This is a genomic window from Sphingomonas sp., from assembly GCF_019635515.1.
In the GTDB taxonomy this organism is placed as follows: domain Bacteria; phylum Pseudomonadota; class Alphaproteobacteria; order Sphingomonadales; family Sphingomonadaceae; genus Sphingomonas.
Genome location: NZ_JAHBZI010000001.1, coordinates 2,115,297 through 2,140,387, shown reverse-complemented (window position 1 = coordinate 2,140,387; position 25,091 = coordinate 2,115,297). Strand labels below are relative to the sequence as shown.

The 25,091-nt window shown below is 66.4% G+C and carries 25 protein-coding genes; 19 read left to right on the top strand and 6 right to left on the bottom strand.

What is annotated here, in order from left to right; translation table 11 throughout:
* Window positions 1-76: 76 nt before the first annotated feature.
* From KF730_RS10810 to KF730_RS10765, 10 genes are all read left to right on the top strand, one after another.
* Complete coding sequence (locus tag KF730_RS10810) at window positions 77-721, top strand: XrtA/PEP-CTERM system exopolysaccharide export protein (protein ID WP_294094851.1); 645 nt, start codon at window positions 77-79, stop codon at window positions 719-721.
* A gap of 13 nt (window positions 722-734) precedes the next feature.
* Window positions 735-2,252 (top strand): XrtA system polysaccharide chain length determinant, encoded by a 1,518-nt coding sequence (locus KF730_RS10805; protein WP_294094848.1) that lies wholly within the window; start codon window positions 735-737, stop codon window positions 2,250-2,252.
* 5 nt (window positions 2,253-2,257) lie between these two features.
* Window positions 2,258-3,268 (top strand): AAA family ATPase, encoded by a 1,011-nt coding sequence (locus KF730_RS10800; protein ID WP_294094845.1) that lies wholly within the window; start codon window positions 2,258-2,260, stop codon window positions 3,266-3,268.
* Complete coding sequence (locus KF730_RS10795) at window positions 3,265-4,872, top strand: hypothetical protein (RefSeq protein ID WP_294094838.1); 1,608 nt, start codon at window positions 3,265-3,267, stop codon at window positions 4,870-4,872. Before KF730_RS10800 ends, KF730_RS10795 begins: the two co-directional genes overlap by 4 nt.
* 11 nt (window positions 4,873-4,883) lie before the next feature.
* Complete coding sequence (locus KF730_RS10790; protein ID WP_294094835.1) at window positions 4,884-6,005, top strand: AAA family ATPase; 1,122 nt, start codon at window positions 4,884-4,886, stop codon at window positions 6,003-6,005.
* A gap of 2 nt (window positions 6,006-6,007) precedes the next feature.
* Complete coding sequence (locus KF730_RS10785; RefSeq protein ID WP_294094833.1) at window positions 6,008-6,850, top strand: XrtA system polysaccharide deacetylase; 843 nt, start codon at window positions 6,008-6,010, stop codon at window positions 6,848-6,850.
* The gene (locus KF730_RS10780; protein ID WP_294094830.1) at window positions 6,847-7,920 is read left to right on the top strand and encodes a FemAB family XrtA/PEP-CTERM system-associated protein; all 1,074 of its coding nucleotides are present in this window, start codon (window positions 6,847-6,849) and stop codon (window positions 7,918-7,920) included. Before KF730_RS10785 ends, KF730_RS10780 begins: the two co-directional genes overlap by 4 nt.
* Window positions 7,920-9,176 carry a TIGR03087 family PEP-CTERM/XrtA system glycosyltransferase gene (locus tag KF730_RS10775; RefSeq protein ID WP_294094826.1) on the top strand — a complete coding sequence of 419 codons (1,257 nt, stop codon included), beginning with the start codon at window positions 7,920-7,922 and terminating at the stop codon, window positions 9,174-9,176. The genes KF730_RS10780 and KF730_RS10775 overlap by 1 nt, the downstream gene beginning before the upstream one ends.
* Complete coding sequence (xrtA, locus tag KF730_RS10770; protein ID WP_294094824.1) at window positions 9,173-10,711, top strand: exosortase A; 1,539 nt, start codon at window positions 9,173-9,175, stop codon at window positions 10,709-10,711. Before KF730_RS10775 ends, xrtA begins: the two co-directional genes overlap by 4 nt.
* A gap of 124 nt (window positions 10,712-10,835) precedes the next feature.
* Window positions 10,836-12,728 carry an XrtA/PEP-CTERM system amidotransferase gene (locus tag KF730_RS10765; RefSeq protein WP_294094822.1) on the top strand — a complete coding sequence of 631 codons (1,893 nt, stop codon included), beginning with the start codon at window positions 10,836-10,838 and terminating at the stop codon, window positions 12,726-12,728.
* Here the strand turns inward: KF730_RS10765 and KF730_RS10760 are convergent.
* Window positions 12,725-13,192, bottom strand: coding sequence for an MAPEG family protein (locus KF730_RS10760; protein ID WP_294094820.1), 468 nt, complete (start codon window positions 13,190-13,192; stop codon window positions 12,725-12,727). The two genes, KF730_RS10765 and KF730_RS10760, sit on opposite strands and share 4 nt — an antisense overlap.
* A gap of 164 nt (window positions 13,193-13,356) precedes the next feature.
* On the opposite strand from KF730_RS10760, the gene KF730_RS10755 reads away from it, so the two are divergent.
* Both KF730_RS10755 and KF730_RS10750 read left to right on the top strand, forming a co-directional pair.
* On the top strand, window positions 13,357-13,914 hold the full coding sequence (locus KF730_RS10755; protein WP_294094818.1) for a hypothetical protein: 558 nt from the start codon (window positions 13,357-13,359) through the stop codon (window positions 13,912-13,914).
* A 73-nt stretch (window positions 13,915-13,987) separates the two neighbouring features.
* Window positions 13,988-14,332: a hypothetical protein gene (locus KF730_RS10750; RefSeq protein ID WP_294094814.1), complete on the top strand. Its 345-nt coding sequence runs from the start codon at window positions 13,988-13,990 to the stop codon at window positions 14,330-14,332.
* A 10-nt stretch (window positions 14,333-14,342) separates the two neighbouring features.
* On the opposite strand, the gene KF730_RS10745 is transcribed toward KF730_RS10750, so the two are convergent.
* A complete protein-coding gene (locus KF730_RS10745) occupies window positions 14,343-14,927 on the bottom strand; it encodes a TetR/AcrR family transcriptional regulator (protein ID WP_294094811.1) in 585 nt (194 codons plus the stop codon).
* Window positions 14,928-15,046: 119 nt separating this feature from the next.
* Between KF730_RS10745 and KF730_RS10740 the strand changes: the two genes are divergently transcribed.
* Window positions 15,047-17,326, top strand: coding sequence for a hypothetical protein (locus tag KF730_RS10740; protein WP_294094806.1), 2,280 nt, complete (start codon window positions 15,047-15,049; stop codon window positions 17,324-17,326).
* Window positions 17,327-17,373: 47 nt separating this feature from the next.
* Here the strand turns inward: KF730_RS10740 and KF730_RS10735 are convergent, their stop codons facing one another.
* Both KF730_RS10735 and KF730_RS10730 read right to left on the bottom strand, forming a co-directional pair.
* Entirely contained in the window at window positions 17,374-18,456 is a 1,083-nt protein-coding gene (locus tag KF730_RS10735; protein ID WP_294094802.1) for a deoxyhypusine synthase, read from the bottom strand.
* A 103-nt stretch (window positions 18,457-18,559) separates the two neighbouring features.
* Complete coding sequence (locus KF730_RS10730; RefSeq protein WP_294094800.1) at window positions 18,560-19,777, bottom strand: type III PLP-dependent enzyme; 1,218 nt, start codon at window positions 19,775-19,777, stop codon at window positions 18,560-18,562.
* Between the two features lie 152 nt (window positions 19,778-19,929).
* Between KF730_RS10730 and KF730_RS10725 the strand changes: the two genes are divergently transcribed.
* From KF730_RS10725 to KF730_RS10715, 3 genes are read left to right on the top strand one after another with little or no spacing between them, the layout of a single operon-like run.
* The gene (locus KF730_RS10725; RefSeq protein ID WP_294094799.1) at window positions 19,930-20,898 is read left to right on the top strand and encodes a pyridoxal-phosphate dependent enzyme; all 969 of its coding nucleotides are present in this window, start codon (window positions 19,930-19,932) and stop codon (window positions 20,896-20,898) included.
* On the top strand, window positions 20,898-21,074 hold the full coding sequence (locus tag KF730_RS10720; RefSeq protein ID WP_294094797.1) for a hypothetical protein: 177 nt from the start codon (window positions 20,898-20,900) through the stop codon (window positions 21,072-21,074). Before KF730_RS10725 ends, KF730_RS10720 begins: the two co-directional genes overlap by 1 nt.
* Window positions 21,075-21,084: 10 nt before the next feature.
* On the top strand, window positions 21,085-21,252 hold the full coding sequence (locus tag KF730_RS10715; protein WP_294094795.1) for a hypothetical protein: 168 nt from the start codon (window positions 21,085-21,087) through the stop codon (window positions 21,250-21,252).
* A 240-nt stretch (window positions 21,253-21,492) separates the two neighbouring features.
* On the opposite strand, the gene KF730_RS10710 is transcribed toward KF730_RS10715, so the two are convergent.
* Together KF730_RS10710 and KF730_RS10705 are read right to left on the bottom strand one after the other, a co-directional pair.
* A complete protein-coding gene (locus KF730_RS10710) occupies window positions 21,493-21,774 on the bottom strand; it encodes a hypothetical protein (protein WP_294094793.1) in 282 nt (93 codons plus the stop codon).
* Window positions 21,775-21,855: 81 nt separating this feature from the next.
* On the bottom strand, window positions 21,856-22,512 hold the full coding sequence (locus KF730_RS10705) for an alpha/beta hydrolase (protein WP_294094791.1): 657 nt from the start codon (window positions 22,510-22,512) through the stop codon (window positions 21,856-21,858).
* A 98-nt stretch (window positions 22,513-22,610) separates the two neighbouring features.
* Between KF730_RS10705 and KF730_RS10700 the strand changes: the two genes are divergently transcribed.
* The 3 genes from KF730_RS10700 to KF730_RS10690 are packed head-to-tail and all read left to right on the top strand — an operon-like array spanning window position 22,611 to window position 25,083.
* Window positions 22,611-23,672 carry an aminotransferase class V-fold PLP-dependent enzyme gene (locus tag KF730_RS10700; RefSeq protein ID WP_294094789.1) on the top strand — a complete coding sequence of 354 codons (1,062 nt, stop codon included), beginning with the start codon at window positions 22,611-22,613 and terminating at the stop codon, window positions 23,670-23,672.
* Window positions 23,669-24,754 carry a cysteine desulfurase family protein gene (locus KF730_RS10695; protein ID WP_294094787.1) on the top strand — a complete coding sequence of 362 codons (1,086 nt, stop codon included), beginning with the start codon at window positions 23,669-23,671 and terminating at the stop codon, window positions 24,752-24,754. Before KF730_RS10700 ends, KF730_RS10695 begins: the two co-directional genes overlap by 4 nt.
* On the top strand, window positions 24,751-25,083 hold the full coding sequence (locus tag KF730_RS10690) for a 2Fe-2S iron-sulfur cluster-binding protein (RefSeq protein WP_294094785.1): 333 nt from the start codon (window positions 24,751-24,753) through the stop codon (window positions 25,081-25,083). Before KF730_RS10695 ends, KF730_RS10690 begins: the two co-directional genes overlap by 4 nt.
* Window positions 25,084-25,091: the final 8 nt, after the last annotated feature.

Below are 25,091 nucleotides of genomic sequence, written 5' to 3'. Positions count from 1 at the left end.
ATAGCTGAGCCTGACCCAGCCGGGTTTGTGGCCGAGACGTCGGCTGCTTCTACCCCGGTCGGTGAGGAGCTCGAGCATGCGTTTTCTTTCCGTTGGCAGGGCATTGATCGCCCCCGTTCTCGCCGCGGTGTTCCTTTCCGGTTGCGCCGGTGGCGGCGGCCGTCCCGAATTGCCGCCCGCGATTTCGGTCGCCGGCCGCGAGACGCCGAGCGAGGAATATGTGATCGGGCCGCTCGATCAACTCCAGATCTTCGTGTGGCAGAACAAGGAATTGTCGGCCGATGTGCAGGTGCGCCCCGATGGCCGCATCACCGTGCCGCTGATCAACGACATGCCGGCCGTGGGCAAGACTCCGGCGATGCTGGCGGACGATCTGAAATACGCGCTCGGCGAATATATCAACAATCCGATCGTCTCGGTGATCGTCAAGAATTTCTCGGGCACGTACAGCCAGCAGGTCCGCGTCGTTGGCGCGGCCGAGAAGCCGGCGTCGATCCCGTACCGCGCCAACATGACCGCGCTCGACGCGATGATCGCGGTCGGCAGCCTGAGCGAATTCGCATCGGGCAACCGCGCCCGGCTGGTGCGCGTCGACAAGGTCACCGGGCGTCAGCGCGAATTCAAGCTGCGTCTCGCCGATCTGCTCAAGAACGGCGACATCTCGGCCAATGTGAAGCTCGAACCGGGTGATGTGATCATCATCCCGCAGAGCATGTTCTAGGGGCGGCCGGGGGATGGGCAGCCTTTTCGACGAAGTGCGCGGAGCGCTCCACGCCGTCTGGGGACGGCGCTGGATCGCGCTGATCATCGCCTGGGGGCTATGTCTCGCGGGTTGGCTGGTCGTGTCGCAAATGCCCAACAACTATGAATCGCGCGCGCGGATCTTCGTGCAGCTGCGCCAGATCCTGCCCGGCGCCGATGGCAATAACCAGGCGGCGCAGCAGCGCGATATCGATCGCGTGCGCCAGACGCTGACCTCGGCGGTGAACCTCGAAAAGGTCGTGCGCGGCACCGATCTGGCGCGCACGGTCGCCAATGACCGCGATATCGCCGACCGCATCGCCGGGCTGCAAAAGGCGATCAAGCTGACCGCGCAGGCCGACAATCTGTTCGAGATTTCGGTTACCGCGCCGAGCGGCAAGCTGGCCAAGCAGATCGCCCAGAAGCTGATCGACATCTTCGTCGAGGGCAATCTCGCCGACAATCGCGACGCCAGCAGCCAGTCGATGCAGTTCCTCGACGCGCAGCTCGACGCGCGACAGAAGCAGCTTCAGGAAGCCGAAGCCAAGAAGGCCGATTTCCAGGCACGCTATCTCGGCTCGCTGCCCGGCACCGGATCGCTCAACGACCGGATCGCGGCGGCACGCACGCAGGCGGCGCAGGTCCAGTCGGACCTCGCGGCGGCGCAGAGCGGGCTGAACGCGGTCAACGCGCAGATGGCCGGAACGCCGGCCAATATCGCCGGCGCGGGCGGTGGCGCGGTGGCGGGCCCGGCGCGCGCGCGGCTGGCGACCCTGCAGGGCCAGCTCGGCGAGGCGCGTGCGCGCGGCTTTACCGACAATCATCCGGACGTGATCGCGCTCAAGGCGCAGATCGCCCAGGCTACCGGCGCCGCGGCGCGCGAGCCGATGTACGGCGGCGGGGGCGGCGGTTCGTCGAACCCGCTCTATCTGAGCCTCAAGGCGATGCAGGCCGACAAGAGCGCGACCGTCGCGATGCTCGTCCAGCGCAAGAACCAGATCGAGGGCGACCTTGCCGCGCTCGAAGCGAAGATCGCCGAGGCGCCGGGCGTCGCGGCCGAACAGGGCCAGATCGACCGCGAATATCAGGTGCTCAAGGACCAGTATGACAAGCTGCTCAGCGACCGCGAGCAATTGAAGGTGACGAGCCAGGCCCAGACCGTGTCGGATACGGTGAAGTTCAACGTCATCGATCCGCCGACCCAGCCGCGCGCGCCGACCGCGCCGAACCGCCCGCTGCTGCTGACCGCGGTGCTGATCGCGGGTCTCGGCGCCGGTGTCGCCGCGGCGTTTGCGCTGGCCAAGCTCAGGACCACCTTCTCGACCGCCAGCAAGCTGGAAAAGGCGTCGGGGATGCCGGTGATCGGATCAATCGGCGAGGTGCTGACCTCCGCCCAGATCGCGCTGCGCCGCAAGAAGCTGACGCTGTTCGCCGGCGGCGTCGCCGCGCTTGGCGTTGCCTATCTCGGGCTGGTCGGGGTCGAATTCATCCAGCGCGGAATGGGGGCCTGACCGGCATGAACGATCAGACGCCGCGCCGTTACAAGGGAACGCTGCTCGAAAGGGCGGCGTCGCAATTCCATTACGCGCCGACCGGCCCGGTCGCGCCGCAGGCTCCGCCGGTGCGGGCTCATGCACCGGCGCCGACGCCGATGCCGGTGCCGGCACCCGAGCCCAGCCATACGCCGCCGCCGGCATTTGTACCCGACGGTCCGATGCTGCGCCGTGGTGCGGGCGAGCATGAAGGCGCGAGCATCGCCGTGCCGCAACAGGCGCGGGGCCGCCGCACCGCGCCGATCGACCGCGCAACGCTGCGCGCCGGCGGGATGATTGTGCCAGGCGGGCAGATCACGCCGCTCGCCGAAGAATTCCGCATGGTGAAGCGCCAGCTGCTGCTGACCGCGCGCGCCGTCGCCGCCAAGGACACCGCCAAGGCTGCGGACCGCGCCCGCATGGTGCTGGTCTGCTCGGCCAATCCGGACGAGGGCAAGACCTTCTGCGCGATCAACCTCGCGCTCTCCATGGCGGCCGAGAAGGACGTCGAAATCCTGCTGGTCGACGCCGATTTCGCCAAGCCCGACATCCTCGAACGCCTCGGCATGCCGAGCGGCCCGGGGCTCCTCGATGTGCTTTCGGGTGCCGTCGCCAGTGCCGAGGAATGCATCATCGACACCGATGTGTCGCAGCTTTCGGTGCTGCCCGCTGGTGCCAAGAGCAACAGCGATACGGAATTGCTCGCCAGCGATCGTGCCCGCGCGATCCTCGACGGGCTGGCCCAGGCCAATCCGCGCCGCATCGTCATTTTCGATTCACCCCCCGCGCTCGCGGCGTCGCCGGCTTCGGTGCTCGCGCTGCATGTGGGTCAGGTTCTCGTCGTGGTCCGTGCGGACCAGACCAGTGAAGGCGACCTTCGGGACGCCGTGAGTGCCCTCGACGGGTGCGAGCATATCCAGCTCGTTCTCAATTCGGTCTCGTTCCAGCCCGGCGGACGCCGGTTCGGAAGCTATTATGGGGAGGCGGGCAAGTGAGCCGGCTGATCATCGCAACTGTTACCTTGGCTTGCGCGGCAGGCCTGGCATCTCCGGCTGCTGCGCAGAAGGTGCGCGTCGGGCCGTATATCGAAGCCAGCCAGGTGGTCACCGCCGACTTGAAGGGCGGCGATGTCCTCACCTATTCGACCGTCGCCGTCGGCGTCGACGCATCGGTGCATACCCGCCGCGTCGAAGTGCAGGGGAGCTACAAATATGAGCGCCGCTTCGCCTATCAGAAGCCGCTTAACAAGGACGAGATGCATTCGGGCCTGGTCCGCGCCAAGGCGGCGGTGGCGCCGGGCTTCAGCATCGAGGCTGGCGGCATCGCGACGCGCACGCGCTCGGACATTCGCGGCGACGCGCTGCTGACCGGTCAGGGCAACAGCCGCAACTCCGCGCAGCTCTATTCGGCCTATGTCGGACCGAACTTCGCCAGCCATATCGGGCCGATCTTCGCCAACGCCGCCTATCGCTTCGGCTACACCAAGGTCGAGGCGCCGGGCGCCACCGGCGCGGGCAACGGGCCGCGGCTCGACGCCTATGACGATTCGAAGGTGCATGTCGCCACCGCCAGCGTGGGCGTGAAGGCCGGCTCGGTGCTGCCGATCGGCATTACCGCCAGCGCGTCATATACGCGCGAGGACGCGGGCCAGCTCGACCAGCGCTACGAGGGCAAGTTCGGCCGCGTCGATGCGGTGCTGCCGATCATGGGCGGCTTCGCGGTGGCGGGGGGCGTCGGCTATGAGAAGATCAAGATCACCCAGCGCGATCCGGTGCGCGACGGCGCCAACAATCCGGTGGTCGACGCCAATGGCCGCTTCGTGACCAACAATGCTTCGCCGCGCCGCATCGCTTATGACATTGACGGGATGTTCTGGGACGCCGGCGTGATCTGGAAGCCCAGCCGCCGCACCTTCCTCGAGGCACGGGCGGGCAAGCGCTACGGCTCGATGAGCTATACCGGCTCGCTCAGCTATCAGGTCGGCCCGGGCAGCGGTGTCCAGATCGGCGTCTATGACACCGTCCAGACTTTCGGCCAGCAGCTTAACGGCACGCTGGCGACGCTGCCGACCAGCTTCGTCACCACCACCGATCCGTTCGGCAACCAATATGGCGGCTGCGTCTACGGGACCGTGGGCAGCGCGACCGGCGGCTGCCTGAACAACGTCTTCGCCTCTGCGGCGACCTCGGCATATCGCTCGCGCGGCGTGACCGGCGTGGCGGTGATGGGCCGTGGCGGCACGCGGATCGGCATCGGCGGCGGCTGGTCGCGCCGCACCTTCATCGCGCCGACCGGCACGCCGGGCTTCAACGTTAATGGCACGTCCGACCAGAGCTTCTACGCCCAGGTCTTCGGATCGACCGATGTCGGCCGCAACGGATCCTTCTCGGCCAGCGCGTTCGGCAGTTATTACGACACCGATATCGCTGGCGCCGAGGGCGTGATGGGCTGGGGCGCGAACACCGCCTACACGCATCGCTTCGGGCCGCTGAGCGCGACGGCTTCGGCGGGCATCTTCGGGTTCGACAACAAGAATTCGACGACGACGACCAGCAATACGGCCGCACAGGCGCTGCTGGGGCTGCGGTACGGGTTCTAAGGAAAGCCAGAATGTACGACGATCATTACGGATTGACGGGCAGGCCCTTCCAGCTCACCCCCGATCCCAAATTCTGGTTCGACACCGCCACGCACCGCAAGGCGATGGCCTATCTCGGCTATGGCCTGAGCCAGGGCGAGGGCTTCGTCGTGATCACCGGCGATCCCGGTGTCGGCAAGACGACGCTGATGGGGCATCTGCTCGGCGAGATCGATCGCGAGCGGCTGAACGTCATCAAGATCGTCTCGTCACAGCTTCGTCCCGAAGACTTGCTGCGGCTGGTCTGCGCGGGCCTTGAGATCAACGCCAGCGGCATGGAAAAGGCGGACATGCTGGCGGCGATCGAGCGGGGCCTGCACAATGTCGCGCGTTCGGGCCGCCGTACCTTGCTGGTCGTCGATGAAGCGCAGGCGCTGCCGATCGAAAGCCTGGAGGAGTTGCGCATGCTCTCCAACTTCCAGGCCGGCGGCTATCCGCTGTTGCAGATCTTCCTGCTCGGCCAGCCCGAATTCCGGCTCACCCTGGCCCAACCGAGCCTCGAGCAGTTGCGCCAGCGCGTGATCGCGATGCACCATCTGGAGCCGATGGACGCAGACGAAGTCGAACCCTATCTGATCCACCGCCTGTCGTGCGTCGGCTGGCGGGGCAAGCCGCGTTTCACCAACGACGCGGTGGCGGCGATGTATCGCTGGTCGAACGGTTCGCCGCGGCTGCTCAACCAGCTTGCCAGCCGCGTATTGCTGTTCGGCGCGGTGGAGCAGATCGAGACATTCGGCGAGCATGATCTGGCTGCGGTGATCGCGGACCTGAACGGCGATACGCCGATTTCGGGATATACGCCGGCACCTGCCGAGCCCGAGCCGCTGGAACTGCGTGAAATCGCGCCGATGGCGATGGGTACGCCCGCACCGCCGCCCGCCCCCGATCCGATGCCGATCCGCGCCGCGGCGCCGGCTCCAGCTCCAGCGTCCGCCGGCGATCCGGTGGCGCAGCGGATCGCGCAGCTGGAAGCGCAGATCAAGGAACAGGACGAGGCGCTGCGCCGCGTGCTGACGCTGCTCGTCGACTGGGTCGAGACCAACGACGCCAGCCGTCGCCCCGATCTGTCGGCGCTGCGCGGAAATGCCGCCTGACGATGATCACCAACGCCCTCTCTGTCGATATCGAGGACTGGTTCCAGGTCGGCGCGTTCGAGAACACCATCTCGCGCGACGATTGGGATCGTCTTGAGCATCGCGTCGAGGCGAATACCGATGCCGTGCTCGCGCTGTTCGGCGAGAGCGGGGTGAAGGGGACTTTCTTCACGCTCGGATGGGTGGCGAAGCGCTATCCGGCGTTGCTGCGGCGTATCGCCGATGCGGGGCACGAGGTCGCCAGCCATGGCTGGGATCACAAGCGCGTGTTCACGCTGAGCGCTGAGGAATTCCGCGCCGATATCGATGCGGCGAAGAAGGCGCTGGAAGATGCGTCGGGGGCGAAAGTCACCGGCTATCGCGCACCGAGCTTCTCGATCGACAAGCGCACGCCCTGGGCCCATGCGGTGCTCGCCGAGCAGGGCTATGCCTATTCCTCCAGCGTCGCGCCGATCGGACACGATCATTATGGCTGGCGCGATGCGCCACGCGCGGCCTTCAAGCCGGTGGCGGGCGCGGATCTGATCGAGCTGCCGATCACCATCGCCAATTTCCTCGGCAAGGAAGTCACCGCGGGCGGCGGTTTCTTTCGCCTTCTGCCGGGCAAGGTGACCGACAATGCGGTACGCGCCGCCAACGGTGCCGCACATCCGGGCATCTTCTATTTCCACCCGTGGGAGATCGATCCCGGCCAGCCGCGCGTCGGTAATGCGCCGCTCAAGTCGCGGCTTCGTCATTATGCCCGGCTAGGAGCGATGGCAGGCAAGCTGCGTCGGCTGATCGGCAATCACCAATGGGGACGCATGGACGTGATCGCGGCGCGCGAAGCGGAGAGACTGGCATGAACGCGCCGCTGCTTTCGCGCCCCGTGGGCCTGCGGGTCGCCGATCTGGACGACGCGATCGAACGCGCGCGGATCGGGGCCTTCGTCCATGATCATGCCGATGGCACGCCGTTTCATCTGCCGGCCTGGAGCATCGCGGTGGCGCGCGGGTGCGGGCAGACGAACCATTATCTTGTCGCCGAGGGCGGCAATGGCCAGCTCGCCGGCGTGATGCCGCTGACCGAGGTGCATTCGCCCTTGTTCGGGCGGGCACTGGTTTCGGCGGCGTTCGGCGTCGGTGGCGGGATTCTTGCCGACAACCCGCGAGTGGCGGCGGAGCTGGCCGAGGCGGCCTGGGCGCTGGCGGGGCGGCTGAGCTGCCCGGTGATGGAAGTGCGCGGCGGTCCGCTGCCGGGCCCGGAATGGCATGTCGATACGACGCGCTACATCGGCTTCGCGCGCGATCTCGCCGCGGACGACGACGCCGAATTGCTGGCGATCCCGCGCAAGCAGCGCGCCGAGGTCCGCAAATCGCTTGAGATCGAGCTTGAAGTGGCCGTCGGCAGCGACGAACGCGAGCAGGCCGAGCATTATGCCGTCTATGCGGAATCGGTCCGCAATCTCGGCACACCGGTGTTTCCGAAAAGCCTGTTTTCCGAGGTATTGCGGGAATTTGGCAAATCGGCCGACCTGCTTATAATCCGTGAAAGCGGGGTCGCGGTGTCGAGTGTGTTGAGCCTCTACTGGAACGGAACGGTCTATCCCTATTGGGGTGGCGGCACCCGTGCCGCGCGCGCGTTGCGCGCCAACGACCGCATGTATTTCGAGCTGATGCGCCATGCCCGCACCCGCGGCTGCACGCGTTTCGATTTCGGTCGCTCGAAGACCGGCACCGGGGCAGCGGCGTTCAAGAAGAATTGGGGTTTCGAGCCCATGCCGCTGACCTATTACGAGCGGGTGGCCGAGGGCGCGAAGGCGCGCGATGCGAGCCCGGCCAATCCGAAGTTCAGCCTGCAGGTCAAGGTCTGGAGCAAGCTGCCGCTTGCCGTGGCCAACCGCGTCGGCCCGTGGATTTCGCGGGGTCTCGGCTGATGGGCGATATCCTGTTCCTCGCGCACCGCGTGCCCTATCCGCCCGACCGGGGCGACAAGATCCGCGGCTTCAACATCCTCAAATATCTGTCGACGAAAAAGCGCGTGCACCTGATCGCCTTTGCCGACGATCCCAAGGATCTGAAGCAGAAGAGCGGACTGGCCAAATATACCGGCAACCGCTCGATCATCTGGCGCGCCAAGACGCAGATGAAGGCCGGGTTGCAGGCGCTGATGTCGCACCGGCCGATATCGCTGACCGCGTTCGACAATGACGCGGTGCGCGAGTCGGTCGAGAACATCCTCGCCCGGCATGCGATCGACACGATCTTCGTATTCTCGAGCCAGATGGCGCAATATCTGCCGGCGCGGCCGCACCAGCGGGTGATCATGGATTTCGTCGACATGGATTCGGCGAAGTTCGCTGCCTACGCGCAGACGTCCAAGGGACCGATGGGATGGATGCTGGCCCGCGAGGCGCGGCTGCTGCTCCAGCACGAAAAGGCCATCGCCGCGCGCGCCGATGCCAGCCTGTTCGTCAGCGAGGCCGAGGCCGAGCTGTTCCGCCAGCGCACGGGCGCTGACAGAGTGCATGTCGTCGAAAATGGCATCGACACCGATTTCTTCGACCCTTCGGCGCCGTTCAAGCGGATCGACACGATGGGCCGCTCGATCGTGTTCACCGGGCAAATGGACTACCGTCCGAATATCGAGGGCGTGACCTGGTTCGTCGAAACGATCCTGCCGCATATCCGGCTGGTCCATCCCGATGCCCGTTTCATGATCGTCGGCCGTAACCCCACCGATGCGGTCAAGGCTCTGGCCAAGCAGCCGGGGGTGACCGTGGTCGGCGAAGTGGCGGACGTGCGCGGCTGGCTGGCGCAGGCGGCGGTGGTCGTCGCGCCGCTCAAGCTGGCGCGCGGCATCCAGAACAAGGTGCTCGAAGGCATGGCGATGGCGCGGCCGGTGGTCGCATCCGCAGCCGCTGCGACCGGCATCGAGCATGGCGGCACCATCCGTGTGGGATCGACCGTGGGCGAGATCGCCGAGCATGTGACGCAATTGCTGTCGGACCGCCGCGAGGCGACGGCGCTGGGCGAGTCCGCGCGCAAGCAGGTCATGGATCATTATAGCTGGGCCGCGCGCCTCGCGCCGCTCGACGACGTGCTCGGGCTGCCGCTGCGCGACGCCAAGCAGAAGCATACCGCGCGCGCGACCGATGTGGTCAAGCCGCCGCGCCGGCGGACCGCCGCATGACAGCCGCCGTGCCCGCCGGCGAATTCACGCCGGCGACGCCGCTGTTCGATGCGCGCTGGCAGCGGCACGCCGCGATGCTGGCGGCGGTGTGGCTCGGATTGCTGGCGATCTTCCATACCGATGCGATCGATCTCGCGACGATTTACTGGACCAACACCACCTTCGGGCATTGCCTGTTCATCGCGCCGGTCATCGCCTGGCTGGTGTGGCAGCGGCGAACCGAATTGGCACTGGTCAGCCCGCAGGGCTGGTGGCCGGGGCTGGCTCTGGTCGCGGCCGGCGGCTTCGGCTGGGTGCTGGGCGATGCCGCGAGCGTGGCGCTGTTCCGCCATGCCGGGCTGGTGCTGATGCTGCAGGGCGCGGTCGTCACCATACTCGGGCCGAATGTCGCGCGCGCGCTGCTGTTCCCGCTTTGCTACATGGCCTTCCTCGTCCCGTTCGGCGACTTCCTCGAAGGCCCGCTGCAGGAGATCACCACCGCGATGGTGATCCCGCTGCTCCATATCACCGGCGTACCGGCGGTGGTGGATGGGGTGCTGATCACCACGCCCAATGGTTTCTTCGAGATCGCCGAGGCCTGTTCGGGCGCCAAGTTCGTGATCGCGATGGTCGCGTTCGGGGTGCTGGTCGCCAATGTCTGTTATCTGACCTGGGGCAAGCGCGTGGCGTTCCTGGCGATGGCGCTGATCGTGCCGGTGATCGCCAACGGCATCCGCGCCTGGGCGACGATCTACGCGGCGTGGTGGACCTCGGTCGAGCGCGCCACCGGCATGGATCATATCGTCTATGGCTGGGTGTTCTTCGCAGCTGTGATGGCGGTGGTGCTCGCGATCGGCTGGAAATGGTTCGATCGCGATCCCGATGCGGCGTGGTTCGATCCAACCGCATTGCAAACGGTGCCGTCGCGCCGGATCGAGGCGCCGGTGGCGTCGCTGCTGGTGCTGCTGGTCGCGAGCCTGTTTCTCGGCTGGTCGAGCCTCAATGCCGCCCGCGCCGCGCCCTTGCCGCCGCAGATCGATCTGCCCGAAGTGCCCGGCTGGCAGCGGACGAGCCTGAGCACGCGCGCGGCGTGGTCACCCAATTATCCCGGGGCCGATCATTTCCTGATCGGCCGTTATGCCGATGCGCGGGGCAGGGCGGTTGACCTCGCCGTCGCGGTCTATGCCAATCAGCATGAGGGCAAGGAACTGGTCGGCTTCGGCATCGGCGCGATCCGCGAGAACGATAAATGGGTCCGTATCGAAGGGCTGCCGCGCATTGACGGCGGTCAGGCGCTGCGCATGGTCGGCCCGGCCCGCGTCGAGCGCGAGACCGTGACCTGGTACCGCCTCGGCGGGACGCTGACCGGCAGCGACAATCGCGTCAAGCTGATGACGCTCAAGAACAAGATGCTGGGCGGATCGCAGGCCGCGGCGGCGGTGCTGGTCTCGGCCGAGCAGGACGGCGACGGCGGCGCGCATGCCGCGATCGAGGATTTCCTGCGCGCGCTGGGGCCGGTGGATGCGCTCGCCGATCGCATGACGGCGACGCGCTGATCTTGCCTTAGTCCGTCATCCCGGCGAAAGCCGGGATCCAGGGTCACGGGCGACAAGCGTTTCTGGCTCTGGGCCTCGGCTTTCGCCGGGGTGACGATGGAAGAGTCGGGGGCTTACTGGTCAAATGTGCGGCATCGCCGGTCTCTATTATCCCGCAATGGCGCGGCCGGTGGATCCGGCGCGCATCGTCCAGATGAGCGACGCGCTGACGCATCGCGGGCCGGACGGTTCGGGGGTGTGGACCACCGCCGGCGTCGGCCTCGGACACCGGCGGCTGGCGATCATCGATCTCGAAGGCGGCGTCCAGCCGATGGCGACGCCCGATCAGGGCGTGGTCGTCACCTACAATGGCGAGATCTACAACTTCAAGGAGGTCCGCGCCGAGCTCGAAAAGCTGGGCGCGCGGTTCCTGACCGATAGCGACACCGAGGTGCTGCTGCATGGCTGGCGCGCCTGGGGCCCGTCGATGCTCGATCGGCTCAACGGCATGTTCGCCTTCGCCCTCTATGACAGCGACAGGCGCAGCCTCTTCCTCGCCCGTGACCGGTTCGGGGTGAAGCCGCTGCACTATGCGGAATTGTCCGATGGGGCGGTGGCCTTCGCCTCCGAGCTGAAGGGCCTGCTCGCGCATCCGCTGTTCCGGCGCGCGCCCGATTTCCGCGCGGTCGAGGATTATATGGGGCTCGGCTACGTTCCCGACGACGCCTCGATGCTGCAGGGCGTGAAGAAGCTGCCGGCGGGGCATTTCCTGCTGCTCGAACGCGGCAAGCCGGTGCCCGAACCGGTGCGCTGGTTCGATCTGGATTTCTCGAAGCGCGCGAGCGGCAAGCAGAAGGATCTGGAGGCCGAGCTGGTCGATCTGATGCGCCAGGCGGTGCGGGCGCGGATGATCGCCGATGTGCCGCTCGGCGCGTTCCTGTCGGGCGGCGTCGACAGCTCGGCGGTGGTCGCCTTGATGGCCGAGGCGAGCAAGGCGGCGGTCAAGACCTGCACGATCGGGTTCGACGAATCCGGCTATGACGAATCCTCGCACGCCAGGCTGATCGCCGAGCGCTTCGCGACCTCGCATCGCACGCGGACGGTCGCGGCCGACGACTACGCGCTGATCGATACCTTGGTGGCGGCGTTCGACGAGCCCTTTGCCGATGCCTCGGCGCTGCCGACCTACCGGGTCTGCGAGCTGGCGCGCGAGAAGGTGACGGTGGCGCTGTCGGGCGACGGCGCGGACGAGGCGTTCGCCGGCTATCGCCGCTACAAATTCTTCGCGGGCGAGGAGCGCGTCCGCAATCTCTTCCCTGAAGATATGCGCACCAGATTGTTCGGCACCCTTGGGCGCCTATACCCCAAGGCCGACTGGGCGCCGCGGATGTTCCGCGCCAAGACCACGTTGCTCGCGCTCGCCGAGAATGGCGAGTTCGCCTATCCCAAGGCGGTGGGCGTCACCACGCCGGCGCTACGCCAGCAGCTGTACAGCGATGCGGCGAGGAAGGCGCTGGGCGGTCACACCGCCGAGCAACGCTATACCGACACGATGCGCCGCGCGCCCGCCCGCGACGGGCTCGATCGCGCCCAATATGCCGATATCCAGCATTGGCTGCCGGGCGATATCCTCACCAAGGTCGATCGCACCAGCATGGCGGTGAGCCTCGAAGCGCGCGAGCCCTTGCTCGATTACCGGCTGGTGCAGTTCGCCGCGACCCTGCCGCCCGAGCTCAGGATCAAGGCGGGGCAGGGCAAATGGCTGATGAAGAAAGCGCTGGAACCCTATTTGCCGCGCGACATTCTCTACCGGCCAAAAATGGGGTTCGTGACGCCGATCAGCGCCTGGTTCCGCAAGGCGCTGGCCGAGGATGCGGCGGCGCTGGCCGGGTCCAAGCTGCTGGCTTCAACCGGCTGGTTCGATCTGAGCGTGGTCGAGAAACTGGCTGCGGACCACAAGTCCGGCCGCGCCGAGCACGGCCGGACCCTGTGGCAGTTGCTGATGCTCGAGCGCAGCCTCGCCCGGCTGTTCGCCTAGCGGCTAGCCACGTTCTGAACGAGCGGTGCGGGCGCATCGTGCAGGATCGCGATGCCCGCGTGCAGTGTCAGCGCCATCAGTGCGAGCGTCGACAGCACGAATAGCAGGAAACGGATCGAGATCTTGTTGAAGGTCGCCTGCACCAGGCTGTGCAGGACGCGCAGGCCCACATAGATCCAGGCGATCGTCGCGTTCATGCCATCGCCTTGGCCGAGCAGGGCCAGCGCGAAGCAGACCGCGTAGAACAAGGTCGGCTGTTCGACGAGATGGATGTAATTGTGCGCGGGCCACTGCGCCTTGTCCGGAATCTTGCCGTCGAGGATGCCGGGATGGCCGCCGCTGGCCTTGCTCATGTCGATCCCGGCCTTTTTCAGCGCGGGCAGGCGGACCGCCATCGTCCACACCAGCATGACAAGCGTCCACGCGATGAGCGCCACGACGGGCGACAGGATTTCAGTGTGCATTTGCTTCTCCCCACAATTTATGCGCGAGGCTGCAACAATCGGTTCGCAAACGCAATTGATCCTCGCGGGCGCGCTTTTCAGCGATTGCTCAGGCTTTGCTCATGCCGCTCACCGGGGTGGCGGCTAGTCCGGCGGCATCGATTATCCATCAGGGACCGAGCAAGATGACCGAAGGAACGATGCGAAGCGGCGATGGCAATGGCTGGCGGCTTGCTCGCTGGGGCGCCGGTGCCGGGCTGCTGCTGGTGCCCGCGGTGGCGATGCGATTCACCAGTGAAGTGAACTGGGGTCCGGAGGACTTCATCGTCATGGGCGGGATGATCGTGCTCGCGCTCGGCGCCTATGAACTGCTGGCGACGAAAGCGGGCAATGCCGCGTACAGGATCGCATCCGCGCTCGCGGTGCTGGGTGCGTTCCTGCTGGTGTGGATCAACCTCGCGGTCGGCATCATCGGCGACGAGGGCAATCCCGCCAACCTGATGTATTTCGGGGTCCTGGCGATCCTGACCGGCGGCGCGGCATTCGCGAAGGGCCGCGCGGCGGCGATGGCCCGAACGCTGTTCGCGGTGGCCGGCGCGCAGATGCTGATCGCGGCGGTCGCGGTGCTCGGCCATATGGGAAGCGAGGGACCGATCTGGCCGCGTGACATTCTCGGCGTGACGGCGATCCTCAGCGGAATCGCGCTGCTGTCCGGCGCATTGTTCCGCCATTCGTCCCGCTAAACCCGAACCGTCCAATCCATTCGGAAAATAAGCGCCGGGAGTGGTTCCCCGCGCGTGGGAAAGGAATGCGCAAATGACGTTGGGACGCGTTTTCGCGAGCATGCTGCTCGCATCGATTCCCGTGGCGGGGATCGCCCAGACGGCGCCGGTCGCCGTCGCCCCGGCGACGTTGCTGAGCTACGCCGGCACCTATCAGACCGAGGGGCCGATGATCACCGTCACGCTCGGTCTCGACGGATCGTTCACGATCGCACCGGGCGTGCAGGAGCCGCGGGCGCTGCTCGCCGCCTCGGACACCGAGTTCAGGGTCGATGGCACGCCGATGCGCGTGGTCTTCCATCCGAAAGACGGCAAGACCGACAGCATCACCATCTATCGCGGCGAGCGTGAGTTGCACGGAACGCGCGTCAAGCCGTGAGCGGCGGCGGCTAGGCGCCCGGCGCGATCAGGGCGCGGACGAGTGTTCGCACGGTTTCGCGGACCTCGTCCCTGTTCTCGGCGCGCCAGATCGCGTTGCGGGTCAGAGTGCCGAGCAGATAGCATTGGATCGCCGAGGCCGCCTGCGCGGCATCGCAATCGGGCCTGGTCAGGCCGGCCGTCGAGAGCTCGCCGATCGCGCGCTCGACCGCGGCGCGAACATTCTCGAGATTGGCGATCATCCGGTCGCGCAGGCCATCGTCGGACACGCTAGCCGCCATCATCTCGAGGCCGAACCGGCTGTTCGCTTCAGCCAGTGCGGGCGCGATCTGGCGGGTGAACAGCGAGTCGGCGAGGGCATCGACGCTGGTGGATTCGATCCCGCCAAGTTCGCTGGCGAGCAGGTCCGCGGTCGCGTGGATCAGCGCCTCCTTGCTCGGGAAATGGCTGTAGAACGCGCCCTTGCTGATCGCGCCCTCGGCGCAGACATCGTCCACCGAAGTCGCCGCGAAGCCCTGGCGGAAGAAGCAACGCACGGCAGCCCCGATGATATGGGCGCGGCGCTTCGCCGCGGTGGCTTCGGTCAGGCGTGGCATTGCCGTCGCTATACGCCTTTATCCGGCCGCGCCCAGACCGGTTTCGTCGTCTTGCCTTCTCAAACAAACTATATAGTCTCTATTGGAGACTCGGTGTTTGAGCTTTGAGGGGGCGAGGCATGCACGGCGCGATACAGGCGGTTCGCACATTTGTGGCACTTCTGGCGGCGGTGGCGATGGCGCTCGCGCCGATCCCGGCCCAGGCCGAGGCGCCGCGGATCAGCGCGCTCGCTTATGGTCCGCTGAGTCATTCCGAATTCTCGCTGGTCCCGCGCGATCTCGACGCGTTGGCGCGGCGGCTTGCGCCGCCTCCGCCGATGGCGATGGGCAATACTCTATGGGAGAAGCTCAAGGGCTTGCTGAAGGATGTGCTGCCGAATGACGTGATTCAACTGGCGCAATTCTCGATCCTGCATCCGGTCGAAGCGGAATCGGTATATTCGCACGCCGCTTCCCAGGACTATCCGTTCTTCGCGCTGATCGGCGCGGCGAAGCTAGCCCGCAAGCTCGATCCCAAGCATTTTACCTACGACATCTGCACCTTCCCGGTGGCGTCGCTCGACAGCGTCTGGGGCAAGGCGGACACCACGATCAGCAACGCCGGAGGCAAGCAGGACACCAATTTCGTCATCAATGCCGCCAAGGAATATGCGAAGCAGAGCGTCGGGGAGGCCAAGAACGAGGTCAACGCCCAGCTTGCCGAGACCATTCCCTATTTCGGCGAGATTCCGACGATCTGTCTGTTCGCTTTCGAGACCGATCTGAATCTGGACAAGGACATCCAGAACGCCGTCAGCAGCGCGTCGCAGGATCTGCGCGAACTGTACGACGATATTTCCAACGGCGATGTCGTCGAGGCGGTCAAGGACATGGCGACGCTCGGGCTGAACTCCCAGTTCGCGTGCAAGCTGATCAACACGATGCTGACCGACGGGCTGATCGGCAAGGTGCCCGGTCTCAGCGAACTGGCCTCGGGCGTCTGCAGCACCTTCATGAAGGTGCTGGTCGCGATCGCTCGGGCGGTCGTGGAGCTCGCCTCCGATTTAGGCAGCTGGGCGTATCAGACCGGGCACGACGTGGTGTGCGGAGGCGCGGCGCTGATCGGCTATCATTGCGATACCCCGCCGCCGCCCAACGCGGTGAACAAGGGACTGGATTTCTGCGCCGCGCATGGCGGGATAAATTACATGACCTATCGGGTGGACAAGCGGCCCGACACCTTCTTCGCGATGTGCAAGGATGGCTGGAGCCTGCAGCGAAACCCCGGCGTGCCCGATCAGGTCATAAGCGCCTCGCAGTACAAGGAAATGCGTGACAAGATCGCGGCGGAAACCAAGGCGTGGCTGCAGAAGCGGATTGACGAGATGAAGGGGGACGATGTCAGGCTGTATCGCCCGATGTGCCCGCCCGGCGACGCGCAGTGCCAGTCCGAGCTGAATCTGCTGCTGACCAAGGTCACCAATCAGATCTGGGCGGCGTATATGAAGAACAAGCTCGACTATCCGTCGAAGCTGCTCGGCCAGAGCGAGTGGGGCACCTATGGCCAGCAGGCCTACAAGATCGCCAACGACGCGAGCTTCCGCGTCCTGCCCGATCGCTGGCGTCCGAGCTTCATCGCCTTCTGGTCGGAGCGCTGCGAGGACGAGAAGTGCCGGACGGCGATGAAGATCGTTGGTCTCGGCATCGGCCTCGCCGTGCGGCAGCAGCATGCCAGGCAGCCCAAGCTGACCTATGCGCAGGTCAGCGTGCCGCTCTATGGCGAGGCGCTCCGCAACGCGACCGGCCTTATCGCCGAATCGCAGGCGCGCTCGGCGGCGTTCAACAAGAAGACCACCCATGACGCGTCGGAAGGATGGGAGCAGCTGGCGGTCGCCAAATGGAGCAAGCAGTGCCTTGACCAGCCCTGTATCGACGAAGTCACGCAACTCGCGGGCAAGATGAAGGTCGCGGCGCGGCTGCTCCAGCAGGCCCAGCCCGATCGCTCGGCATTGGCGGTGCAGGGCGAGGTGTCGCGTGAATACGGCCCGAAGTTCCAGGCCGCGATCGATGCCTCGCTGGCGCGCAACCGCGCCAAGACCAAGGATGCGTCGAGCGAATGGGAGCAGTGGCTGATCGATCAATGGTCGCCGAAATGCGCCGATGCCCAATGCCAGACGGAAGTCCGGACATTGGCCGGCAAGGCCAAGGTGGCGATGCGGCTTTATCAGATGGGCAAGCCCAACGAACCGGCGGGCAGGGTCCAGCTTGAAGTCCTCAAGGAGTATCGCCCCCAGTTCGATCAGGCGGTGTCCGCGTCGCTTGTCCGGCGGAACAGCCGGATACGTCCGATCGGTCGGACGCAGCCCGCACCCGGTCCGACGCCGGGGCCGGTCCGGAGGCTGCCGCCCCGGCCGCAATGAAAAAGGGCCGGCATCGCTGCCGGCCCCTTCCTTGATCTATCGCTGGCTCAGGCGAACAGCTTGGCCCAGCCGCGCTTGGCGCGGTCCTTCCAATGGCCGCGATGATAGGCGTCGGACGCCAGCAGCGGCATGACCGAGCCGGCTTCGGCGAACACCATCTGCTCGATGCCGGTGTTGACCTTGCCCCATGAGGCGGCCTCCTGCAGCGTCGAGGACGAGCAGGCGCCGTCGCGCACGTCGGCGACGGTGATCTGCACGGCGTATTTGTGCACTTCCACGTCCTCGTGACCGAGGATCTCGGCGCAGACGACGGTGTCCTGGATAAAGTTCTTCGGCACGCCGCCGCCGATCATCAGCAGGCCGGTGGTGCCCGCCTGGATCTTGATCTCGGTCAGCTCGCGGAAGTCGGCGATGGCGTCGAGCACCATGTACGGACGGCCTTCCTTCGCGGCATCGACCTGATGCTTGACGAGCCCGAAGCCGGCCGACGAGTCGACGAACGCTGGGCAGAAGATCGGCACGTCATGCTCATAGGCGAGCTTGACCAGGCTGTTGTCCTTCTTGCCATGTTCGACAAGATATTTGCCCATCTCGCGGATGAAGGCGCGCGACGAATAGGGCTTGGGCTCGAGGCTCTCGGCGATCACGTTGATCGTGTGGTCGCAGTCCTGGAGCTGCTCCTCGTCGATATAGGTGTCGTAGATGCGGTCGATATAGAGCGAGCGCAGCGTGTCGTCGTCGGGGATCTCGAGCGCCTGATAATGCTTGTGGCCAAGGCCCTCGAAGAAATCCATGTCGACGATGGTGGCGCCGGTGGCGACGATCACGTCGACCATGTTGTTGCGCACCAGCTCGGCATAAAGGTCCATGCAACCGCCCGCCGAGGTCGATCCGGCGATGACCAGGCAGACGGTGCAGTCCTTGTCGGCCAGCATCTCGTTATAGATTTTGGTGGCGCGGCCAAGGTCGCGGCTGGTGAAGCTCATGTCGCTCATCGCGTCGACGATCGGGCGGGCGTCGAACGACTTGATGTCGATATGCTTGACCTGCTTCGACAGCAGCTCCGCCTTGCGGGTATCGTTGATCGGCGCGTTGGCACTCGCCTGCTTGTTGAGTGTGGTGTCGGTCATGGGTTGCTCCCATCTTCTTGGCCGCCGTCGTTGGTGGGGACGCGGAAACCCGTAAGGGGCGGCGCACCGCAGCGCGCCGCCCATATCTGCTAGAGACGCGCGGTTACAGCGTAACGACGTTCGATGCCGGGGTCTGTTCCGCGGGCAGGTACAGCGACGCCATCGGCTCGTCCGCGACGATCACCGTTTCGTCAGAGCCGAAGCCGTTGAACGCGGTCCGCATCGCCGAGCCATAGGCGCCGAGCATGCCGATCTCGATATAATCGCCGGCGCGGGTGTCCGCGGGAAGCGCGAACGGGCCGGCCATGTGATCGAGATCGTCGCAGGTCGGGCCATAGAAGCTGAACTCCATGTCCCGCGTGTTCGACTCGGGCTCGCGCAGCAGGCGGACCGGGAAGCGCCAGCCGATATGCGCGGCGTCGAACAGCGCGCCATAAGCGCCGTCGTTGATATAGAGCTCGTCGCCACGCCGCTTTTCGACGCGAACGATGATCGAGCTGTACTCGGCGCACAGCGCCCGGCCCGGTTCGGCCCACAATTCGGCCGAATAGCTGACCGGCAGCGATTCGAAGGCACGGTGGATCGTCTCGAAATAGAGTTCGAGCGGCGGAGGCTCCATGCCCGGATAGGTCGAGGGGAAGCCGCCGCCGACATCGACGACATCGACGGTCACCGCCGCCTCGACGATCGCGGCGCGGACGCGCTCCATCGCCTGAGCATAGGCGTCGGGCGACATCGCCTGGCTGCCGACATGGAAGCAGATGCCCAGCGCATCCGCCGCCTGGCGCGCGGCCATCAGCAGATCCTTGGTCTCGCCCGGGGCGACGCCGAACTTCGAGGCGAGGCTGAGTTTGGACAGGTCCGACGAGACGCGGATGCGCACGCACAGCGTCAGATCCTCGGCGCCGCGCGTGGCGCTGACGATCTTTTCCAGCTCTTCCATCGAATCGAGCGAGAAGACGCGGACGCCATGCTCGAAATAGGCCTGGTGGATCGCTTCCTCGGCCTTGACCGGGTGCATGAAGCACAAAGTCGCTTCGGGAAGCGTGCGCGAGACGAGGCGCACCTCGGCGATCGAGGCCACGTCGTAATGCGTGACGCCGCTATCCCAGAGGATCTGGAGCAGTTCGGGCGACGGATTCGCCTTCACGGCATACATCGAGCGGCCCGGAAACTTCTCGACGAAGAAGCGGGCGGCACGCGATGCGGCGTGCGGACGAATCAGGGTGACCGGCTGCACCGGGTTTCCCTTGGCGATTTCGACGGCGGCGGAGCCGGTCGAGAGGGCAGCTAGCCCCAGCGCGCTATGATGCTTGTGCAATTCAAGGGACCTCCAAGTGGCTTTCGCCGATCGTTGACAATTGCTGCCTTGCGGTTGGAAGTCCCATGGGGCAGCGGGAAGCGGGCATTTAGGGTCGGTTGACCCCCGTGTAAAGTGATTCGAGAAGCCATGTTTTGCAGCGGGGATGAACTGTGACGATTGTGCGACAGCCGACGCGGGCCGGGGTGCGGGATGCCGCCGCGAAGATCGCGGCGATCCTGCCGCAAACCCCTCTGCTGACAGCGGAAATCCGCGGGGTGCCGGTCTCGTTCAAGGCCGAGTGTCTGCAGCCGATCGGCGCGTTCAAGATCCGCGGCGCATGGCATCGGCTGACCGCGCTCGACGCGGCGGCGCGCGAAAAGGGCGTGGTCGCCTTTTCCTCGGGCAATCATGCGCAGGGCGTGGCCTGGGCGGCGCGAAAGCTGGGCATCCCGGCGGTGATCGTCATGCCGTCCGACGCCCCCCAGGTGAAACGCGAATCGACGATGGCGATGGGCGCCGAAGTCGTCTCCTACGATCGCATGACCGAGAACCGCACCAAGATCGCCGCGCATCTGGCGCATGCGCGCGGCGCGGCCTTGGTGCCGCCGTTTGACGATCCCTGGATCATCGAGGGGCAGGGGAGTGCCGGGATCGAGGCGATGACCCAGATGGTCGAGGCGCGGCTGCCCGATCCGAGCCATGTGATTACGCCGTGCGGCGGCGGCGGGCTGGCGGCCGGGCTGGCGCTGGCGTTGCCCGATGCCGAGGTGACGATCGTCGAGCCCGAGGGCTGGGACGATATGTGCCGCAGCCTGGAGAATGGCTGGATCGAATCGGTGGGCGAGAACCCGCCGAAGACCGCATGCGACGCGCTCCAGACGCTCGAACCATCGCCGCTGACCTTCGATGTGCTGTCACGGCGCGGCGCGCAGGGGCTGACGGTGAGCGAGGCCGAGGTGCGCGCGGCGCAGCGCTGGGCGGCGGCGAAGTTGCGGCTGGTGGTCGAGCCCGGCGGCGCGGTGGCGTTGGCGGCGGTGCTGGCGGGCAAGGTCGAGCTCAAGCCCGGGATGCTGGTGATCCTGTCGGGCGGCAATGCCGATCCGGAAGCCTATGCCGCGGTGCTGGGCGGGAGCGACTGATGCCGTCGCGGTTCGGCGGCGCCATCGCCAACGCGATGGGGGCGGGCGCCAAGGTGCTGGGGCACGGTATCTATTATCTGCTGCGCTTCATCTATCGCCCGCGCGACCGGATGATCGGGATTGCCGGGATCGCAGTGATCGCGGCGGTGATCGCCTTGCTGGTATATCTGCTATGACGGAGCTTTGATGTTCGATCCGGCGCTCACTCCGATCCTGCTGACCATCGCCGTGCTGGCGATGTTCGCGCTCGTCTGGGGCGGCGCGCGGCTGCTCAAGACCGATCGCACCAAGGGGATCCTGATGATGGTCTGCGCGCTGGTGATCCTCGGCAATCTGCTGATCCTGAGGCTGTGATGCGCGCGTGCTGACTTAAGCCAAGCCTGGGGCTCCGCTAGGAACCTGCTCGATATACGGTGATGCGGCGACTATCGGCCATACGCGGTTCATGACGCGCGGATCGATCTGGATGGTATCGATCATTGGAGCGCCGCTTTCGGGAAGCGTCTCGTGACGCGACCAAGATTAAAATTAAAGCGGTATTTCGGGTGGGCGGCGCCGAGAATCTGCGCCGCCCTTAACCCCTAAGCGTGCCTGCTAGCGCGGATGCCTTGCCGCCCAGCGCGCGCGCCGTTCAGCATTGCCGTTCCAGCGGCTGAGAGTCTTGATCCCGCGCCGCACGCGGTTGGGCTGGCTTGCAACGCGCGGCGCGCGATAACGCGGTGCGCGGTAGACCGGTGCCCGGTAGCGCGGCGTGCGATACCGATAGGACTGCGCGTTGGCCGAACTTTCCACCGAGACGCGGCCTGAAGACGGTTCGAAACTCACGCCGACGCACAACAAACATGCAAAAACAACCGAAAACAACAGCTTACGCATCAAGTCCTCCCCAATATGCATAGTTGCTAGACTATGTATCTACAATCGGAGCGCCTGGTCTAGGGCGATTAAGCCTTGGCGTCACCGGATCGGCGAGTTCGGATCGAGCCGCATATCCAGATATTGGTCCACCGAGCCCATCAGCTCTTCCATCTCATGCTCGAAGAAGTGGTTCGCGCCGCCGATGGTGTCGTGGTGGATGGTGATGTGGCGCTGGGTGCGCAGCTTGTCGACCAGCTTCTGGACCGCGCCCGGCGTGACGACCTCGTCATTCTCGCCCTGGATGATGATGCCCGAGGACGGGCAGGGCGCGAGGAAGGTGAAATCGAACATATTGGCCGGCGGCGCCACCGATATGAAGCCGCGGATTTCCGGGCGGCGCATCAATAGCTGCATCCCGATCCACGCGCCGAAGCCGAAGCCGGCGACCCAGGTCGTCGATGCCTCGGGATGGAAGCTCTGCACCCAATCGAGCGCCGAGGCCGCGTCGGAGAGCTCGCCGATGCCATTGTCGAAGGTGCCCTGGCTCTTGCCGACGCCGCGAAAATTGAAGCGCAAGGTCGCGAAGCCGCGGCGCTGGAAGGTCTTGTAGAGTTCCTGGACGATGCGATTGTTCATCGTGCCGCCCGCGTTCGGGTGCGGATGGAGGATCATCGCCACCGGCGCGCGGGGGCGCGGAGCGGGAGCGAAACGGCCTTCGAGGCGGCCTTCGGGACCGGGAAAAATGACTTCGGGCAATTCGCACCTGCTAATTCTGTGAGCACGCCCAGTGGCGCGCGAAGCTGGGCGCTATATAGGCAGAGACGCGTTTTGCGCAATTGTAACGAAGAGAGCCGGTGACCCGCATCTATCTGGACCATGCCGCGACCACGCCAATGCTGCCCGAAGCGATGGCGGCGGTGGCCGAAGGGATGGCGCGCTGGGCCAACCCGAGTTCGCCGCATGCCGAGGGCCGCGCCGCGCGGGCAGCGCTGGAGGATGCGCGCAGCCGCATCGCCGCGGCCTATGGCTGGGCGCACGAGACGATCCTGACCAGCGGCGCCAGCGAATCGCTGTGGACCGGCCTCAGGCGCTCGATGGCCGAGCGGGTGCTGATCACCGCCGTCGAGCATGATTCGGTGCTGCGCCATGCCGAGGGCGCGCAGGTGCTGCCGGTGCTGGCGGACGGCACGCTCGATCTCGACGCGTTGCGCGCGGCGATCGGGCCGCGCGTGCTGCTCTGCGTGCAGCGGACCAATAGCGAGACCGGCGTGATCCAGCCGATCGAGGCGATCGCCGGAATCGTCAAGGAAGCCGGTGGCATCCTGCTGGTCGATGCCGCGCAGATGCCGGCGCGCGCGTCGGCGGCGGTGCTGCGCCATGCCGATCTCGTCGCGGTTTCGGCGCACAAGCGCGGCGGACCACCGGGAATCGGGGCGCTGTTCGTCCGCGATTTCGCGACGCTCGTGCCGGTCGGCGGGCAGGAGAAGGGCTACCGCGCCGGCACCGAGAATTTGCCCGGTGCGCTCGGCTTCGCGGCGGCAGTGGAGGTGATCGAGGATTTGCGTGGGCCGGCGGCGCTTCGCGCCCGGCTGGAGGCGGCGCTGGAGGGTGCCGAAATCGTCGGCGCGGACACTACGCGCTCGCCGCTGATCGGCGCGTACCGGATGCCTGGCGTGTCCTCAGCCGCGCAACTGATCCGCTTCGACATGGCCGGGTTCGCGGTCTCCGCCGGGAGCGCCTGCTCGTCGGGCAGCATGCGGCCCAGCCATGTGCTGACGGCGATGGGCTGGGCCGAACCGGCGCTGCGTGAAGTCGTGCGGGTCAGCTTCGGGCGGGGCACGACCGAGGCCGAGGTCGACGCCTTCGCCGCCCTGTGGCGCGAGATCGCCGCCGAAGCGCGGGCGCGGGCGGCATGATCTATCTCGACTATCAGGCGACGACCCCGCTCGCGCCCGAGGCGCTGGCGGCGATGCTGCCTTGGCTGGAGCGCCAGCACGCCAATCCGCACTCCGCGCATGCCGGCGGGCGCGCGGCGAAGGCGGCTGTCGAGGTCGCGCGCGAGCAGGTCGCCGATCTGCTTCCCGATGGCGGCGCGGTCAGCTTCACCAGTGGCGCCACCGAAGCGCTCAACTGGGCGATCAAGGGCACCACCGGCCCGATCGTCACGCTGGCTACCGAGCACGCCGCGGTGCTCGACACGGTCGAGGCGGAGGCGCGGGGCGGGCGGCAGGTCACGGTGCTGCCGGTCGGCGGCGACGGGCTGGTCGATCTCGCGGCGTTCCGCGCGGCGGTGACTCCCGGCACCGGGCTGGTCGCGGCGATGCTGGTCAATAACGAGATCGGGGTGATCCAGCCGGTCGCGCAGCTCGCCGAGATCGCGCACGCGGCGGGCGCACTGTTCCTGTGCGACGCGGTGCAGGGCTATGGCCGCGAGCGCATTCCGGACGAATGCGATCTGATCGCGATCTCGGCGCACAAGATCCACGGTCCCAAGGGTGTAGGCGCACTCTGGATCCGCGACGGCGTGACGCCGGAGCCGCTGCTGCACGGCGGCGGGCAAGAGATTGCGGGCCGGTCGGGTACGCTATCGCCGGCACTCTGCGCGGGGTTCGGCGCGGCGGCGAAGCTGGCCAGGCAGCGCTTCGGCGCGGACCATGCCCATGTCGGCCAGATGTTTCGCGCGGCGCTGTCGCGGATCGCCGTCGACTGGAAGCTCAACGGCTCGCAGGGCGAACGTTATCCGGGCAATCTCAATCTGCGCCGCGACGGGCTCGATGTCGCGCGGCTGATGTCCGATCTTCGCGACATCGCCTTTTCCGCCGGCTCGGCCTGCGCCAGCGGTTCCGGACGCCCCAGCCATGTCCTGCGGGCGATCGGCCTCAGCGACGCGCATGCCAGGTCCTCCATCCGCATCGGCTTCGGACGCTACACCACCGAGGAGGAACTGCTGGCCGCCCTCGACCGGATCAGCTTTGCGGCACGGGCGCAGAAGCCGTGATCCGCGTCACCTTCATCGCCACCGACGGTACCACCCGCGATGCCATCGCCAAGGATGGCGACCGGCTGCTCGAAGTCGCGCAGAATGACGGCCAGCCGCTGGAGGGCACCTGCGAGGGGCAGATGGCCTGTTCGACCTGCCATGTGCTGATCGCCGCCGAGGATTTCGCGCGGCTGCCCCCGGCCAGCGAGGATGAGGAGGACATGCTCGATCTGGCGATCGGCGCGTCGCGGACCAGCCGGCTGGCGTGCCAGATCGTCCTCACTCCCGATCTTGACGGCATCACCGTGCGGATGCCGCCGCAGCACCGCGACATGCAGGGGCGCTGAACAGGCGG